This window comes from Pseudomonas sp. AL 58, assembly GCF_036348395.1.
In the GTDB taxonomy this organism is placed as follows: domain Bacteria; phylum Pseudomonadota; class Gammaproteobacteria; order Pseudomonadales; family Pseudomonadaceae; genus Aquipseudomonas; species Aquipseudomonas defluvii.
Genome location: NZ_JAZBQR010000005.1, coordinates 209,844 through 226,149 on the forward strand (window position 1 = coordinate 209,844; position 16,306 = coordinate 226,149).

The following is a 16,306-nucleotide window of genomic DNA, read 5'->3' on the forward strand; positions in this document are numbered from 1 at the left end:
AGTGACAAGGGCGGATGATTACGCCCTTGTCTGCTACTTACTCAGAGTGGCTGATCGGACTGTATGGAGCAGCGGAAGCCAAAACCGGGCAAGTATCGGCTTTTTACAGGCTCATCAGCCCAGCGCCGAACCGTACTCGCAGAAAGTAGCGGCCCTTCGGCATAGGTTGAGCCTCTGTGCACGCGCAGTGTTCCGGTTTCTGGGCCGGTTGGATTTTCTACGGGGGAGTGACGGTAATAATCCGCACTATACCAGTCATTGACCCAGTCAACGGCGTTGCCAGACAGGTTGTAAATGCCCAGGGGGTTGGGTACGAAACGGTCTACTGCAAAGGTACGCGTTTCATCCGGGTGAGGAAAATTTCGCCCATAGTCCAAACCACCGTTATCGGTAGCAAAAAACACATACTGACCACGGTTGCGAGCGGCATATTCCCATTGGGCTTCAGTAGGTAAATCTACAGGGTAACCACTCAACTGGCCCAGCCAGCCACAGTAATCTTTGGCTTCTTGCCACGCTTGAGGGAAGGCGGGTTTTTTAGGCTGGTACCGGAACTGCAAGTCCTCTCGCTTTCGTAGCTCTTTATCAAAAAGAGGTTTGCCTTGGGCAATAAAAAATAAATCGAAGTCTTTTAGCGTGGTCTGGAATTTAGAAAAATAGTAGCCGCTCAACTTAACCGGATGAACAAAATCATCATCCCCATCCATGCTGATATTGCACAACCGCTCGGTCTCAACCCCACACGGCCATTCGCACATATTGCTGGGGTCATAGTCACACTTCCAGCCAAAATCCCCCATCTGAAACTCGCCGCCTTTGACAAACACCATATTGTCCAGCGACTGCACCACGGTATTGAGCAGTTGGGTGCGTATGTCGGTGGACAGCTTCGGGTAGGTCTGGTCGATGGTCGTCGCGATCTGCGCGACTTTTTCTGCGGAGAGTTTTTCGCTCTTGGGCAATGACAGGGATTGGGCCTGGCAGCCGGTCAGCAACAGCAGAACCGCAGCGGGAAACAGCAAGCGAACAGTGGGCAGACAGAGCACAGCAGTATCCCCATGGGCCGATAGCCCGAAAAGCTTGAACGCTAGCAGATCCACCTGCAGGCTGGCTGTAGGACCGTTCTGAAATCAACAACTCGACCCGTATCAACCCACGCGACGCGCATAACGTTGCGCCAAGACCGCGCAAACCATCAACTGGATCTGGTGAAAGATCATCAGCGGCAGGATTACCGCGCCAATGCCACCCCCGGCAAACAAAACCTGAGCCATTGGCACACCGGTGGCCATGCTTTTCTTTGAGCCGGCAAAGAGGATGGTGATGCGATCCTCCAGGTTGAAGCCCAGCCAACGGCCCAATGCCTGGGTGCACCACAGCACTGCGGCCAGCAGCACGCAACACGCCACCGTCAGGCCCAACAGTCGTGAGAACGCGACGGACTGCCAGAGCCCGCTGACCACCGCATCGCTGAAGGCGGTATAGACCACCAGCAAAATCGAGCCCTGGTCCACGGTTTTCAGCCACGTAGCGTTACGCATGACCCAGGCGCCAATCCAGCGTCGGGCCAGTTGCCCGGCCACGAAGGGCACCAGCAGTTGCAGAACAATCTTCAACAACGCATCGAGGCTGGAAGCCCCCTCGCCCTCCACCCCCATCAACAGCACCACCAGCACAGGCGTCAGTACGATACCCAGCAAGCTCGATGCGGCGGCGCTGCAGATTGCCGCCGGAATATTGCCACGGGCCAGTGCGGTAAAGGCGATGGCCGACTGCACCGTCGCAGGCAAAGCACAGAGGTACAGCACGCCCAGGTACAGCTCATCGCCAACCAGTGGCAGGAACAGCGGTTTGAGTGCCAGCCCCAGCAGCGGGAACATCACGAAGGTGCACCCAAACACCAGCAGGTGCAGACGCCAGTGCCCTGCCCCGGCCACGACCGCCGCGCGGGAAAGCTTGGCCCCGTGCAGAAAGAACAGCAGGGCGATGGCCAGGTTGGTCAACACGCCAAACACCAAGGCGCCCTGCCCCTCGCATGGCAACAGTGTGGCGACAAGGATCACTGCGAGCAGCGCAAGGGTGAAATTATCGAACAACACACGTAACGATTTCATCGGGCGTCCTGGCAAATGAGGTTAGGCTTGAAGCTTGCCGGGCGAGACGATACGGTCTGTGGCCCATTCCGACTAACGCCAGAACGCTGCCAGTGTCGCCAAACGGACAACACGCAATACGCCCCACACAACGCCTCGCCGCGCTCAAGCGGCTGCCGCGTCCGGTGTACGGCCATGCACACGCATTACCCAACATTGCGCTCGGCTACGCCCATCGCCACCCGTGGGCGCAGTTGTCCCATGCCATCAGTGGCGTGTTGGAAGTGCATACCGAACACGCGTTCTACGTCGTACCGCCACATCGCGCGGTATGGATACCCGCCAACACCGTGCATCGGGTGACCTGCACGACGGGCACCTGTATTCGCAGCCTGTACCTGGACCAGGCTGCCAACTGCAGGCGTACCACCGACTGCCGCGTGCTGGGCATCAACCCGCTGCTACGCGAACTGATCTCCACCTTCAGCGGCCTACCGGTGGACTACGAACAACACGGCGCCGATGGTCGTCTGGTTCAGGTGTTGTTGGATCAACTCGCCAGCGCGCCTGAGGAAGACATGCGTTTACCGCTGCCCGGCGATAAACGACTGCGTGGTTTGTGCCAGCGCTTGCAGGAGCACCCCGACGATGCAACAGGGCTCGCGACCTGGGCTTTCCAGCTGGGCGTTTCGGAGAAAACCCTCAGCCGAGTGTTCCGACGCGAGACGGGCCTGACCTTTCGTGCCTGGCGTCAGCGGCTGCGTATGCTGAGTGCGCTACCGGCACTGGAGCGTGGCGACCGCGTGACCGATGTGGCGCTGGCGTGCGGTTACGAGTCGTTGTCAGCATTCATTGCGGCTTTCGGTCAGCAGTTCGGCAGATCACCCGGCGAGTGGCTGCGAGGCAACACCAAGGCCGTGGCAGTACCCTGAGCTAGCCACCTAAACGCCACTCGCCCACAGGTCGATATTGGCCTCTATGGGACTCGAACAACGTGAAATGGCCGGCATTCAAATGAAAGTCCGGCGGCGCACTGCTTTCCGGGACGGCAGTACGGTAGTCGCGCATCAGTGTCAGGTGCGGCCGGAAATCCTTGGGCAACTCAGTGAAGCCCAACGGCAACATGGCTTCCCGCAGGGCATAGACCAGTTGACGCAGCAGCAGCGGCGTCTGCACGGAAGTCAGCAAGAGCACACGGGACTGACGCCACACTTCCAGGCGATCAAGTGGCACTGTCAAGTGCTGGCCTGCTCGCGCAACAGTCGCAGCCGCCGCACAGAGGGCAGGAACCTGCGTTACCGCAACGGCACCAAGAAATAACAACGTGACGTGGAAATTGTCGACCGGCACCGGGCGCCCGCTGTCCACGTGGAGAGCACCGCGCCATTGAGCAATGGCTCGACGTTGTGCGTGCGCACAAGGCAAGGCGAAAAACAGGCGCTTGACGGGTTCACCCGGCTCACGCGATTCGTTGCGCATACACGCCTCCCTCTCGGCAGAGCCCTGTGACTGGCTAGAAAAGCAGAACACCTGCGCGTGCAATACCCCTTTAAACCCTACGCCTAAAGCTCAATTTACGAGTCAAAACCTTTCGGATTCAATACCAGTGGCCCACGCAGATGCTTGCTGCTGCGCGTGGCCAGCACATGGCACGGGTGTGACTCACCACATGACTGCCTGGTGCAGCCAGGCACCTCACCCCAAAATACTTGTACATAAAATTACTTATGTACAAGTATTTGGTGCACAATGGTACGACAGTATCAAATTGCCTTCTGCGACTCTCACGCTACGCTTCTCTCTGGAACTCCCGGCATGTTCACACGTAAATCCACCCTTCTGAAAAACGCCCTGGATGCCTGCCAGCAGCGCCTGGCCGAGCGGAACGCCGAACACGAGGCCCTGCGCGGGTCGATGGCAATCATCGAATTCAGCACTAGCGGTGAAATTCTCGATGCGAACCCGTTGTTCCTCACCCTGATGGGGTACTCCCTGAGCGCCCTCATGGGCCGCCATCACCGCCTGTTCTGCACCAACGAGTATGCCAACAGCCCGCAATACGCGGCACTCTGGCGCCGCCTGCAACAAGGCGAGCCTGTCAGTGGTGAGTTCCAGCGCCTGTCGAGCACGGGGCGAGCGGTGTGGCTGGAGGCCACTTATCTGCCGGTTCGAGGCGCCAATGGCCAGGTTGAAAAAGTCATCAAAGTGGCCTCCGACATCACCGAAGGTACGCTGCGCAACCAGATGCACGCCAGCGTAATGGATGCGGTGAATCGCTCGATGGCAGTGATCGAGTTCGACCTGCAGGGCAAGGTGGTGAACGCCAACGATAACTTCCTGAAAACCATGGGATACCGCCTGGAAGAGATTCGTGGCAAACACCACGGCACCTTCTGCCTGCCCAGTGAAGTGCACGGCGCCGCCTATAAAGATTTCTGGCTAGGCCTGTGCCGAGGTGAACCGCGTTCGGGGCTGTTCCAGCGCGTAGCCAGGCAAGGCCGACACGTCTGGCTACAGGCTACCTATAACCCGCTCTATGACGTCGACGGCAAGCTGTACGGAGTCATGAAACTGGCGAGCGACATCAGCGAGAGAATCGAGCAGCGCCGGTCCGAGTCGCAGGCGGCGATGCTGGCCTTCGAAACCTCGCGTGAAACCAATGAGCATGCCAGTCAGGGCACGGCCGTGGTTGCCCAGGCGGTCAGCCGGGTACAGGACATTGCCGAGGAACTTCGGGAGGCCGCCGGCAACATCAATGCGCTGAGTCAGCTGTCCGAGGAAATTGGCAGCATTGTTGGCGCCATTCGCGCCATTGCCGAGCAAACCAACCTGTTGGCGCTCAATGCTGCCATCGAAGCGGCACGCGCCGGTGAACAGGGCCGCGGTTTTGCAGTGGTGGCCGACGAAGTACGCAACCTGGCGACACGCACCAGTACCTCCACCCTTGAAATCGGCGAGGTGGTGGCGCGCAGTCAGGCGCTTGCCCAGCAAGCAGTCAAAAGCATGCACGACAGCACCCTCAAGGCTGAACAAGGCCTGGCACTCGCAGAGGAAGCAGGCGCTGCCATGCAGGCAATTCACGTGGGTGCCAAACAGGTGGTCGAGGCCATTGGCCGCTTCTCGGATATCCTCGAGAGCGATCAGGGGGCGAAGGGTACCCAGCCCTGAATCAGCCAACCTGACTGAAATGTAATCACCTGCCCGATTGCGCTGTGGCATCGTAATGTCCATGGCGCCTGGCATCCGCAAAAATGCCTCCCGCCCTGAGATAACACGTTCTCTCCAATCGAGAGATTCTGACTGACGGGACACCACAGGCATGTCTTCCACGACCTCCAGACGCACCTTTGTCAAAGCCCTGGCCGCAGGCGGATTGCTGGCAGGCTGCGGCCTGTGGCGCACGCCAGTATGGGCGATTGCCAGCCCTGGCCAGCCGAATGTACTGACCGGCAACGACTTCGATCTGTCCATTGGTGAAATGGGCGTTAACTTCACCGGTACGCCACGTACCGCCATGACAATCAATGGCAGCCTGCCAGGGCCGCTACTGCGCTGGCGTGAAGGTGATACGGTCACCCTGCGAGTCAGGAACCGTCTGAAAGAAAATACCTCGATTCATTGGCACGGAATCATCCTGCCGGTGAACATGGACGGCGTACCCGGCCTGAGCTTCCACGGTATCGAGCCGGGTGGTGTGTATGTGTACCAATTCAAGGTCAAACAGAACGGCACCTACTGGTACCACAGCCATTCCGGCTTTCAGGAACAGGTTGGTGTCTATGGGCCTCTGGTCATAGACGCGAAGGAACCCGAGCCATTCAGCTACGACCGCGACTATGTGGTGATGTTGTCGGACTGGACCGACGAAAACCCGACGCATGTCATGAAAAAGCTGAAGAAGCAGTCTGACTACTACAACTACCACAAGCGTACCGTCGGTGACTTCATTGATGATGTCGGCAAGAACGGCTGGGCCGCCACTGTAGCCGATCGAAAGATGTGGGCACAGATGAAGATGAACCCCACCGATCTTGCCGACATCAGTGCAGCCACCTATACCTACCTGCTCAATGGGCACGCTCCCGACGCTAACTGGACCGGCCTGTTCAAACCGGGTGAGCGGCTACGGCTGCGGATTATCAACGGCTCGGCCATGAGCTACTTCGACCTGCGCATTCCCGGCCTGAAAATGACCGTCGTCGCAGCAGACGGCCAATACGTCACGCCGGTAAGTGTCGATGAGTTACGTATTGCCGTGGCCGAAACCTATGACGTGCTCGTCGAACCGACCCTGGAGGCCTATACCCTCTTTGCCCAATCAATGGACCGCACCGGCTTTGCCAGGGGCACACTCGCCGTACGCGAAGGGCTGAGCGCTCCTGTGCCAACGCTCGACCCACGGCCGCAGATCAGCATGAGCGACATGGGCATGGGCGGTATGGACCATGGGAGCATGGACCATGGCGATATGACCAACATGGACCAAGGGGCTATGCAGAGCATGGATGGAATGCAGAGCATGGACGGCCTGCAAACCATGGATGGCATGCAGAGCATGGACCATGGCCAGCCAGGCACAACGCCTGAGCACAGCATGCATGACATGAGCGCGATGAGTGGCATGGAGCACCACCCAGCTTCTGAAACCGATAATCCACTGGTAGACATGCAAACCATGGCCCCGGCCCCCAAGCTCAGTGATCCCGGCATGGGCCTGAGAAACAATGGCCGACGCGTACTGACCTACGCTGACCTGAAGAGCACCTTCCAGGACCCCGATGGCCGCGAACCGAGCCGCACGATCACCTTGCACCTGACCGGCCACATGGAGAAGTTCTCGTGGTCGTTCGACGGCATCAAGTTCGCCGATGCCGGGCCGATTCGGCTCAAGTACGGGGAGCGAATCCGTATTGTCCTGGTCAACGACACCATGATGACGCACCCGATACACCTGCACGGCATGTGGAGCGATCTGGAAGATGAAAACGGCAATTTCATGGTTCGCAAACATACGATAGACATGCCACCCGGCACCAAGCGCAGTTACCGCGTCACCGCCGATGCACTGGGTCGATGGGCCTATCACTGCCATCTCATGTACCACATGGAAATGGGCATGTTCCGCGAAGTACGGGTAGATGAGTAGGAGAACGGCATGAACATCGAAAAAACCGCGAAACCGTTGCGCGCAAGCCTCGTGGCTTTCAGCCTGGGGCTATTGCACCTCCCTGTGGCGGTGGCGCAGGAACAGTCGATGCAAAGCATGGATCCTTCCCAGATGCAGGGTATGGATTACAGCCCTATGCAGGGCATGGCCCCAAGTCCAACGCAGGAAAGTCGCACACCGATTCCGGTGCTCACCGACGCTGATCGCGCAGCCGTCTTCGAGAGCGCGGGCGGCCATCAAATGCATGATGACGCGATCAACTCAAAGGTGCTGATCGATAAGCTCGAATGGCAGGACGCGGACAATGGCGCCGTACTCAACTGGGATGTGAACGGCTGGATTGGCACCGACCTGAACCGTTTGTGGGTACGCTCCGAAGGTGAGCGCAGCAACGGTGTCACCGAAAAGGCAGAACTGCAGGCGCTTTGGGCGCATGCCATCGGCCCTTGGTGGGACGTCGTCAGCGGGATACGTCAGGACTTCAAACCAGGAGATCCCCAGACCTGGGCAGCACTGGGGGTGCAAGGCATGCCCCTGTATGACCTCGAAACGAGGGCAACCGCCTACGTGGGCGAGAACGGTCAAACGGCCGCTCGACTTGAAGGTGAGTACGACGTATTGCTCACCAACCGCCTGATCCTGCAGCCAACGGCTGAACTGAACCTTTACGGCAAAAACGACCCGCAACGGGCTACAGGCTCCGGATTGGCCAATACCGAGGTAGGCCTGAGGCTGCGCTATGAAATCCGTCGAGAGTTTGCACCTTACATTGGCGTTACCTGGAATCGTACGTATGGCAAGACCGCCGATTACGCCCTTGACGACGGTGAAGACCGCAGCGAGGCACGCTTGGTGATGGGCGTGCGCATGTGGTTCTGAACAGCGGCCCCCCCTTGAAGCCCACCACACACTAACCCAACCACGGCCCAGGCCGTCAGGAGCCTTGCATGTCCCCTCTGAAAACACTCAGCGTCGCTGCCGCACTCAGCGCCGGTCTGTTCCTCAGCCTCAGCGCTCAAGCGCATCCCAAGCTGCTCTCCTCCAGCCCGGCAGAGGGCGCCACTGTCGCCTCACCGGCGAAAATCGAACTGCACTTTTCCGAGAACCTGGTGACGCAATTCTCAGGCGCGAAACTGATGATGACCGGCATGCAGGGTATGGCGCACGCCCCGATGGCCGTCAAAGCCGCGGTCAGTGGCAGCAGTGACCCGAAAGCCATGCTCATCACGCCGGCAGCGCCACTCAGTGCGGGCACCTACAAGGTCGAATGGCGAGCCGTATCTTCCGACACCCACCCTATTACCGGCGCTGTTACCTTCACGGTGAACTGAGAGCATGGATGACCTGCTCAACATCGCCTTGCGTCTGGTGCTCTGCATCGACCTGATGCTGCTCTTTGGGCTGGCAGCCTTTCGCCTGTACAGCCCTGCGACGCAGGTTGTGGCCGAAAGCTCGGCAGCGCGCTTCAGCGCACTGCTTGCCACTGGCGCCGTGTTGGGTGTGCTGTTGTCGGCCCTCGGCATACTGCAACTGACGAAAACGATGAGTGGCGCCTCAGATTTCACTGAACTGCACCCGCACATGCTGCAGATGGTACTGATGGAAACCGATGTCGGGCACATGTGGTGGCTGCGCATCGGCGCGCTAACCCTCGCGACCCTCGTAGCCCTCGGCGTAGGGCGCGACTCACCCGTGGGTCAGTGGCTGGTGATGCTGTGTGGCGCAGTGGCCCTGGCAACCCTGGCCTGGAGCGGACACGGTGCCATGGACGATGGCTACAGGCGCTACCTGCATTTCACCAGCGATATTGCGCACCTGCTGGCCGCAGGTGGCTGGCTGGGAGCATTGTTCGCCTTTGCCTGGTTGCTAAAGGCCAATCACCCCACAGCAAACCAGCAACTGCGGGCACTGGCCCAGGCGCTCAGGGGTTTTGAAGTCACAGGGACATTGATCGTGGTTGTGCTGGTGCTTACCGGCGTCGTCAACTACCTGCTGATCGTCGGGATGACGTTGGAACCGCTGACAAACAGCACATACGGTGGGTTGCTGTCGCTCAAACTCATACTGTTTGCTGGCATGCTGGTGTTTGCCGCACTCAATCGCTTCCAGTTGAGCCCACTGCTGGAAACCTCGCTACAAACCGGCCATTACCAAAGCGCTATCAACGCCTTGCGGCGCAGCATGGTCCTGGAGCTATCGGTAGCGGTGATCGTTCTTGGCCTGGTGGCCTGGCTGGGTACCCTTAGCCCGGAGGTGGAACTGCCCAGCGGCTAGGCGGATCCGGGTTTGAGGTGGACGCCTCGATAGCATCCAGCGGATGGCCTACCCTACTCAGGTGCTCCCCGTGCAAGTGTGCTACCCATGCTAAAGGTCGAAAACCTGTACAAGTCCTTCACCACCGCCCAAGGCACACTGCCGGTTCTGCGGGGCGTAGACCTGCACCTGCCCAACGGGTCGAGCATGGCGTTGATGGGCGAGTCCGGCAGCGGCAAGAGCACCCTGCTGCACCTGATCGCAGGCCTGGAACGGGCAGACAGCGGGCACATTCTGATCGATGGCACACCGCTTCAAGGGCGTCGGGAAGCGGAGCTGGCACGCTGGCGACGGCTCGGCATTGGCCTGGTATTCCAACAGTACAACTTGATCAGCAGCCTTGATGTGGCCGCGAACCTGACCTTTCAAGCGCGCCTGGCAGAGCGTCACGACCCCGCCTGGGCCACCTACCTGGCCGAACAACTGGGGCTGCGCCCCTTGCTTGAGCGTTACCCCGAACAACTTTCCGGTGGCCAACAGCAACGCCTGGCCATTGGCCGCGCGCTGGCAGCAAAGCCCTCGCTGATGCTGGCCGACGAACCGACGGGCAGCCTCGACGAAGCCAGCAGCGACACAGTACTCGAGCTGCTCCTGCGGCTGGTCGGTGAGGCCGGCAGCAGCCTGTTGATGGTCACCCACAGCCCACGCCTGGCTGCCCGACTCTCCCGGCAATGCTATCTGCACCTGGGCCGTGTCCAGCCCCAGGCGGTGTAATGAGCAGCCTGAGGATCAGCCTCCAGGCCCTGCTCAGCCACTGGCGGCGCCACCCGCTGCAGTGCTTCAGCATTTTCACCGGGCTCTGGCTGGCTACCGCACTGTGGGCCGGCGTACAGGCACTCAATACCCAGGCACGGGCCGACTACGCCCGGGCCAGCGCCGTACTCGGCGGCGTGGCGCAGGCATATTGGGCACCACGCCAAGGCCCGCACATCGGCCAAGCGGTCTATGTTGCGCTGCGCCGTGAGGGCTGGCCCGTTTCGCCGCTGCTCGAAGGCCGCCTGAACCTTGTGGGTGATGCCTCGCTTAACGTGCGGCTCATCGGCATCGAACCGCTCACCCTGCCCCAGGGATCAGCCATCGCCGGGCAAGCCAACGAAGGACTCGACCTTGGCGGCTTCATTGGCCCGCCCGGGCAAGCCTGGGTCGGCCCAGACACCTTGCAACGCCTTGGCCTGAAACCGGGCGCCCAGGTGCAGACCGAAGATGGCCAATACCTGCCGCCCCTGCACGTGCAGGCGCAATTGGCCCCTGGGGTGATCGTTGTCGATATTGGCTACGCGCAAACACTGCTGAAAGCGCCAGGGCAGGTTTCACGGCTGCTGATGCCAGCGGCCTTCGCCGACAGCGCACCGCGCCTGCCGGCCAACCTGGCTGGCACGTTGCAACTGCACACTTCAAGCGACGCACAGGACTTGCAGCGCCTGACCGAGAGTTTCCACCTGAACCTAAGCGCCCTTGGCCTGCTGGCGTTCCTGGTCGGCCTGTTTATCGTGCATGCCGCCATTGGCCTGGCCCTGGAGCAACGCCGCAGCCTGTTACGCACCTTGCGCGCCTGCGGCGTAAGCCTCGCCGCGCTGGTCAGCGCACTGGCACTTGAGCTTGGCCTGTTTGCCCTGTTGGGCGGTCTGGCTGGCGTGCTCAGCGGTTACCTGCTGGCGGCCTTGCTGCTGGATGACGTCGCTGCCAGCCTGCGCGGCCTCTACGGTGTGCAGGTGGCCGGGCAACTGAGCCTGTCACCCACATGGTGGCTGACGGGCCTGACCATCAGCCTGCTCGGTGCGCTCTTGGCCGGAGCAAACAGCCTGTTGCGCGCAGCTCGCCTGCCACTGCTGGCCCTGGCACAACCACACGCCTGGCAGGCGGCACAAAGCCTCTGGTTACGCCGCCAGGTCCTGTTGGCGTTTGGCCTGGCGCTGCTGGCCTTGGCCTGCTGGCGGTTCGGTGACAGCCTGCGTATCGCCTTTGTGATGATCACTGCCTTGCTGCTGGCCGCCGCTCTGCTGCTGCCGGCCTTGCTCGACGCAGCGTTGCTGCTGCTCGCACGCTACTGTCAGCGGCCGCTGGCGCACTGGTTCATCGCCGACAGCCGCCAACAGCTACCGGCGCTGGCCCTTGCCCTGATGGCACTGCTGTTGGCCTTGAGCGCCAGTGTGGGCGTGGGCAGCATGACCGAAGGCTTTCGCAAGACCTTCATGAGCTGGCTCGACCAGCGTCTTGCCGCCGAGCTTTACCTGAGCCCACGCGATACTGCACAAGCGCAGGCGATCAATGACTGGCTGACTGCCCAGCCGCAGGTCGAAGCCGTGCTGCCGCGATGGCGCGTAGAACTGCGCCTGCAGGGTTGGCCCGCCCAGCTCTTTGGCATCACCGATCACCCTTACTACCCGCAGCACTGGACGCTACTTGAGCAACAGGATGACGCCTGGCGACAACTGGCCACCGGCCAGGGCGTGATGCTCAGCGAACAACTGGCCCGCCACCTTCACCTGAGCCTGGGTGATCGCCTGTCACTGCCTGCCCCGGCTGCAGCGCCCAGCCTCAGGGTTGTCGGGGTGTATGCCGACTATGGCAACCCGAAGGGGCACCTGCTGGTCAGTGCCGATTGGTTACAACGCTACTGGCCCGAGGCGGATTTCTACGCCCTGAGCGTGCGCCTGGCCGCACAGCAGGTAGCGCCACTGATGGCGCAGCTGCAACAACAGTTTGCCCTGGACAGCAACCAGCTGACCGATCAGGCGTCCCTCAAACGCTGGTCCCGCGAGGTCTTCGAGCGCACCTTCGTCGCCACCGCTGCGCTGAACAGCCTGACCCTGGCGGTCGCCGGAGTGGCGCTGTTCATCAGTTTGCTGACCCTTGGCCAGAGCCGCCTCGGGCAGTTGGCCCCGCTGTGGGCGCTGGGTGTCGAGCGGCGCACGCTGGCCTGGTTGAGCCTGGGGCAAACCTTGATGCTGGCCGGCCTGACGGTGTTGCTGGCAATCCCCTTGGGGCTGTTACTGGCCTGGTGCCTGGTTGCTGTGGTCAATGTGCAGGCCTTTGGCTGGCGGCTGCCGTTGCAGGTGTTTCCATCACAACTGCTGCAGTTGGTTGTACTGGGCCTGCTGACCAGCCTGTTGGCGGCCATCGGGCCGTTGTGGCAACTGCTGCGCAGCCAACCGGCTGACCTGTTGAGGCAATTCGCCGATGAAGCGTAAGGTCCGGATCATCGCCTGTGCCCTGCTGCTGAGCGGGTGCGACAAGGCCCCGCCAGCGACTGAGGGCTTTGCCGGGCTTGGCCAGGCAACTGCGACCTACACACCGGTAGTGCGTGGACAAGCGCTGAGTTTTCCTGCTGACCACGGCGCCCATGCGGGCTACCGCATCGAGTGGTGGTACGTCACGGCCAATCTCACCGACGAGCAAGGACATGACTGGGGCGTGCAATGGACCCTGTTCCGCTCCGCCTTGCGCCCAGGTGCCGAGGTAGCCGGCTGGTCCAGCCCGACCGTGTGGCTGGGGCACGCCGCGCTGAGCAGCGCGTCCAGCCATCAGTTCAGCCAGACCCTTGCCCGTGGCGGCATCGGCCAGGCGGGTGTCGACGCGTACCCCTTCCGTGCCTGGATCGACGACTGGTCACTGGCCAGCACGGCAGGCCAAGGGCTTGACCAGTTGCAGATGCGCGCTACCGGCAACGGCTTCAGCTATCGCCTGCAACTGATCAGCCAAGGGCCGCTGGTGCTGCATGGCGACCGCGGCTACAGCGAGAAGTCTGGCCAGGGCCAAGCGTCGTACTACTACAGCCAACCGTTTTATCAGGTCAGTGGCGAGGTTGAACGCCATGGCCAACGCTACCCGGTCACGGGACGCGCCTGGCTCGACCGGGAATGGAGCAGCCAGCCGCTGAGCAACACACAACAGGGGTGGGACTGGTTCTCCCTGCACCTGGAGAACGGCGCCAAGCTGATGCTGTTCCAGGTGCGCCAACGCGACGGCCAGCCCTATCGAGCAGGTACCTGGATCAGCCCCGACGGCCACGCCGAGCCGTTGCGAAGCGAGCAAATCCGGCTCGACCCGCAAGCCTGGACGCGCCAGGACAACGGCAAGCAGCTCCCCACTCGCTGGCGCTTGCAAGTCGCCACGCACAACCTGGACGTACAGGTCGCGGCCCTGCAACCCCATGCCTGGATGGGTACTACCGTTGCCTACTGGGAAGGCCCGGTGCAACTGCTGGGCAGCAATACCGGGCGTGGTTACCTGGAGATGACCGGCTACTGACGACGCTCAGGCAATCTCGAACAAACCGTTACGGATGGGCCCAACCTCCAGGCGCGCACGCACATCATCATCGATGCGCGGATCATCCGGCCGGTACAAGCGGACCTGACGGTAAGCATTGATCCGGTTGATTTCCGGCCCCAGGTACTCCCACACCACTCGGGTGCAGGTCGGGGTGCGCCGGTCACCACTGGAGACTCCGGTCTTCAGCCCATTGAGGCGGGTGATGCGGCTCTTGAAGCTGGGGATGAGGATGGTCTGGCTCATCTCGTTGACCGTCAACGACTCGTAGTCGACCAGAAACAGGCGATCCTGCAGTTGGAACGCTGCCCCCAGGTAGCGGCAACGCACCCAGTCTTCGGCCTGTACGTCGATGCTGCTGGTGCGTTCCTGACGCTCCTGGCGTTCGAACAGGAAGGTACCCCGCTCTTCACGCAAGTGCACCAGTGACAGCAGGATCGAGCCCGGCACCGACATGCAGTTGGAGTACTCGAAGTAGTAACCGCAGTAACGCGACAAGTTACCGCCGTGATCGCGCAAAGGACGCAGCAACTCGACCAGCGGGTCCTCCTGACCGGCGCCAGGCAGTACGGTAACGCGCGCGCCGATGAGACGGGCGAACTGCTCTGGCGGCAAACCCAGCTCGTAATCCTCGACACCGAAAAAGTCGCCGATGCGCTTGAGGTTGTAAGGCGTCGGTTGGCTCTGGCCGCTGAGGTACTTGTTGAACTGTCCACGGTTGATCGACAGCTGGCGGCAAACCTCCGAGATAGAGCGGTAGTGGCTGCAAGCCAGTTTGAGGTTTACGCCCAGGTTTTCACTCATTGATGCACTTCCGATTGATGCTAGCGGCGCCAGTTTAGCATCAAGTCGCATCATTTCAGATCAACCCGCGAAATTGTAACCAGGCTTTTCTTGGCCAACCATGCGCGCCATGCCTGCACCGCACTGTTGCGGTCGTTTGTCTTTCACTTAAACAATAAGAATCGAGGTCTCTTCATGCTCGAAGCGCTCAACGATTTCCTTTCGGGGAAACTCCTCATCGTGCTGATCGTCGGACTGGGTAGCTACTTCACCTTGCGCTCTCGTTTCGTCCAGTTCCGTCATTTCGGCCACATGTTCAGTGTGTTCAAGGAATCGCTGCGCGGCCAGGCAGGCCAACTGAGTTCGTTCCAGGCCCTGATGCTGAGCCTTGCCGGCCGTGTCGGTGCCGGGAACATCGCCGGTGTCGGCATTGCCGTTACCCTCGGCGGCCCAGGCGCGGTGTTCTGGATGTGGGTTACTGCACTGGTCGGTATGTCCAGCAGCTTTTTTGAATGCACCCTGGCCCAGGTCTACAAACGCAGCGACGGAGACGGCCTGTACCGTGGCGGCCCGGCGTACTACATCCAGCATGGCCTGAAACTGCGCTGGATGGCAGTGGTGTTTGCCGTGTTGCTGCTGGTGACCTATGGCTTCACCTTCAACGGCCTGCAGTCCTATACCGTTACCCACTCGCTGCAAAACGCGTTTGGCTTTGAACCACAGCAGACCGGCTTTGCCTTGGCAGCCTTGCTTTGCGTGGTGTTCATCGGCGGCATCAAACGTATCGCCTCGGTGTCCGACCTGCTGGTACCGGTCAAGACCCTGGCCTACATCGGTGTCACCCTGTACGTGATCATCACCCAGATCGAGCACGTGCCGGCCATGCTGGAAACCATCATCAAGAGCGCCTTTGGCCTCGACCCGGCATTCGGCGGTCTGCTGGGCAGCGCCATCGTCATGGGCGTGAAGCGCGGGGTTTTCGCCAACGAAGCGGGCCTGGGCAGTGCGCCTAACGTCGCCGCTGTTGCCGCGGTGCGCCACCCAGCCGCACAAGGCGTGGTACAAGCCTTCAGCGTGTTCCTCGACACCTTTGTGATCTGCACCTGCACCGCTCTGCTGATCCTGCTGTCGGGTTTCTACACGCCTGGTTTTGAAGGTGACGGTATTGCCCTGACCCAGAACTCGCTGGCTGCGGTAGTCGGTGACTGGGGGCGTCTGTTCGTCAGCGTTGCGCTATCGCTGTTCGTCTTCACCTGCATCCTCTACAACTACTACCTGGGCGAAACCAGCCTGCAGTTCCTCAGCCGCAACCGGCTGGTGCTGATCGCCTACCGTGGCCTGGTGGTACTGCTGATCCTGTGGGGGTCGGTGCAAGACCTCTCCACCGTCTTCGCCTTTGCCGACATCACCATGACCTGCCTGGCCTTCGTCAACCTGGCCGCCCTGGCCATGCTGTTCAAGGTCGGCCTGCGGGTCATGCGCGACTATGACGAGCAGCGCCGTGCCGGCATCGCGCAACCGGTGTTCGACGCCGCACGCTTCGCCGACCTCGACCTGGACCCGCAAGCCTGGCCCGTGGGCCAACACGCCGAAAGCCCGGCGCTCGCTGAACCCCAACTGGCACCGGCGCAACGCTGAGTGACCACCTGAAGGCCGCCCTATGCCGGGGCGGCCTTCC

Annotated in this window: 14 protein-coding genes; 10 read left to right on the forward strand and 4 right to left on the reverse strand. The window is 61.1% G+C overall.

Annotation, left to right across the window (positions count from 1 at the left end; genetic code table 11):
• Positions 1–41 precede the first annotated feature (41 nt).
• The gene (locus UIA24_RS08530; RefSeq protein ID WP_330522650.1) at positions 42–1,046 is read right to left on the reverse strand and encodes a formylglycine-generating enzyme family protein; all 1,005 of its coding nucleotides are present in this window, start codon (positions 1,044–1,046) and stop codon (positions 42–44) included.
• Positions 1,047–1,148: 102 nt separating this feature from the next.
• Positions 1,149–2,114 (reverse strand): bile acid:sodium symporter family protein, encoded by a 966-nt coding sequence (locus UIA24_RS08535; protein ID WP_102052267.1) that lies wholly within the window; start codon positions 2,112–2,114, stop codon positions 1,149–1,151.
• A 92-nt stretch (positions 2,115–2,206) separates the two neighbouring features.
• Between UIA24_RS08535 and UIA24_RS08540 the strand changes: the two genes are divergently transcribed.
• Positions 2,207–3,025, forward strand: a complete 819-nt coding sequence (locus UIA24_RS08540) for an AraC family transcriptional regulator (RefSeq protein WP_099774700.1) — start codon at positions 2,207–2,209, stop codon at positions 3,023–3,025.
• A 1-nt stretch (position 3,026) separates the two neighbouring features.
• On the opposite strand, the gene thpR is transcribed toward UIA24_RS08540, so the two are convergent.
• Entirely contained in the window at positions 3,027–3,572 is a 546-nt protein-coding gene (thpR, locus tag UIA24_RS08545) for an RNA 2',3'-cyclic phosphodiesterase (RefSeq protein ID WP_330522651.1), read from the reverse strand.
• A 336-nt stretch (positions 3,573–3,908) separates the two neighbouring features.
• Here thpR and UIA24_RS08550 point away from each other — a divergent pair, with 336 nt between their 5' ends.
• From UIA24_RS08550 to UIA24_RS08585, 8 genes are all read left to right on the forward strand, one after another.
• Positions 3,909–5,261: a methyl-accepting chemotaxis protein gene (locus UIA24_RS08550; protein WP_330522652.1), complete on the forward strand. Its 1,353-nt coding sequence runs from the start codon at positions 3,909–3,911 to the stop codon at positions 5,259–5,261.
• Positions 5,262–5,412: 151 nt separating this feature from the next.
• Positions 5,413–7,239 carry a copper resistance system multicopper oxidase gene (locus UIA24_RS08555; protein ID WP_065761417.1) on the forward strand — a complete coding sequence of 609 codons (1,827 nt, stop codon included), beginning with the start codon at positions 5,413–5,415 and terminating at the stop codon, positions 7,237–7,239.
• 9 nt (positions 7,240–7,248) lie between these two features.
• Positions 7,249–8,139 (forward strand): copper resistance protein B, encoded by an 891-nt coding sequence (locus UIA24_RS08560; protein ID WP_330522653.1) that lies wholly within the window; start codon positions 7,249–7,251, stop codon positions 8,137–8,139.
• Positions 8,140–8,207: 68 nt separating this feature from the next.
• Complete coding sequence (gene copC / locus UIA24_RS08565) at positions 8,208–8,591, forward strand: copper homeostasis periplasmic binding protein CopC (protein WP_065761415.1); 384 nt, start codon at positions 8,208–8,210, stop codon at positions 8,589–8,591.
• A 4-nt stretch (positions 8,592–8,595) separates the two neighbouring features.
• A complete protein-coding gene (gene copD, locus UIA24_RS08570) occupies positions 8,596–9,534 on the forward strand; it encodes a copper homeostasis membrane protein CopD (protein ID WP_065761414.1) in 939 nt (312 codons plus the stop codon).
• Between the two features lie 87 nt (positions 9,535–9,621).
• A complete protein-coding gene (locus UIA24_RS08575) occupies positions 9,622–10,287 on the forward strand; it encodes an ABC transporter ATP-binding protein (RefSeq protein WP_330522654.1) in 666 nt (221 codons plus the stop codon).
• Positions 10,287–12,764: an ABC transporter permease gene (locus UIA24_RS08580; RefSeq protein WP_330522655.1), complete on the forward strand. Its 2,478-nt coding sequence runs from the start codon at positions 10,287–10,289 to the stop codon at positions 12,762–12,764. The genes UIA24_RS08575 and UIA24_RS08580 overlap by 1 nt, the downstream gene beginning before the upstream one ends.
• A complete protein-coding gene (locus tag UIA24_RS08585; RefSeq protein WP_330522656.1) occupies positions 12,754–13,824 on the forward strand; it encodes a lipocalin-like domain-containing protein in 1,071 nt (356 codons plus the stop codon). The genes UIA24_RS08580 and UIA24_RS08585 overlap by 11 nt, the downstream gene beginning before the upstream one ends.
• A 6-nt stretch (positions 13,825–13,830) precedes the next feature.
• On the opposite strand, the gene UIA24_RS08590 is transcribed toward UIA24_RS08585, so the two are convergent.
• Complete coding sequence (locus tag UIA24_RS08590) at positions 13,831–14,649, reverse strand: helix-turn-helix domain-containing protein (RefSeq protein ID WP_065761410.1); 819 nt, start codon at positions 14,647–14,649, stop codon at positions 13,831–13,833.
• A 174-nt stretch (positions 14,650–14,823) separates the two neighbouring features.
• Between UIA24_RS08590 and UIA24_RS08595 the strand changes: the two genes are divergently transcribed.
• On the forward strand, positions 14,824–16,266 hold the full coding sequence (locus UIA24_RS08595) for an alanine/glycine:cation symporter family protein (protein WP_330522657.1): 1,443 nt from the start codon (positions 14,824–14,826) through the stop codon (positions 16,264–16,266).
• Positions 16,267–16,306 lie beyond the last annotated feature (40 nt).

Bases quoted from the DNA above. Each gene is read 5' to 3' on its own strand.
- UIA24_RS08535 (WP_102052267.1), bottom strand. From the start codon at position 2,114: ATGAAATCGTTACGTGTGTTGTTCGATAATTTCACCCTTGCGCTGCTC.
- thpR (WP_330522651.1), bottom strand. From the start codon at position 3,572: ATGCGCAACGAATCGCGTGAGCCGGGTGAACCCGTCAAGCGCCTGTTT.
- UIA24_RS08550 (WP_330522652.1), top strand. From the start codon at position 3,909: ATGTTCACACGTAAATCCACCCTTCTGAAAAACGCCCTGGATGCCTGC.
- UIA24_RS08555 (WP_065761417.1), top strand. From the start codon at position 5,413: ATGTCTTCCACGACCTCCAGACGCACCTTTGTCAAAGCCCTGGCCGCA.
- UIA24_RS08560 (WP_330522653.1), top strand. From the start codon at position 7,249: ATGAACATCGAAAAAACCGCGAAACCGTTGCGCGCAAGCCTCGTGGCT.
- copC (WP_065761415.1), top strand. From the start codon at position 8,208: ATGTCCCCTCTGAAAACACTCAGCGTCGCTGCCGCACTCAGCGCCGGT.
- copD (WP_065761414.1), top strand. From the start codon at position 8,596: ATGGATGACCTGCTCAACATCGCCTTGCGTCTGGTGCTCTGCATCGAC.
- UIA24_RS08575 (WP_330522654.1), top strand. From the start codon at position 9,622: ATGCTAAAGGTCGAAAACCTGTACAAGTCCTTCACCACCGCCCAAGGC.
- UIA24_RS08580 (WP_330522655.1), top strand. From the start codon at position 10,287: ATGAGCAGCCTGAGGATCAGCCTCCAGGCCCTGCTCAGCCACTGGCGG.
- UIA24_RS08585 (WP_330522656.1), top strand. From the start codon at position 12,754: ATGAAGCGTAAGGTCCGGATCATCGCCTGTGCCCTGCTGCTGAGCGGG.
- UIA24_RS08590 (WP_065761410.1), bottom strand. From the start codon at position 14,649: ATGAGTGAAAACCTGGGCGTAAACCTCAAACTGGCTTGCAGCCACTAC.
- UIA24_RS08595 (WP_330522657.1), top strand. From the start codon at position 14,824: ATGCTCGAAGCGCTCAACGATTTCCTTTCGGGGAAACTCCTCATCGTG.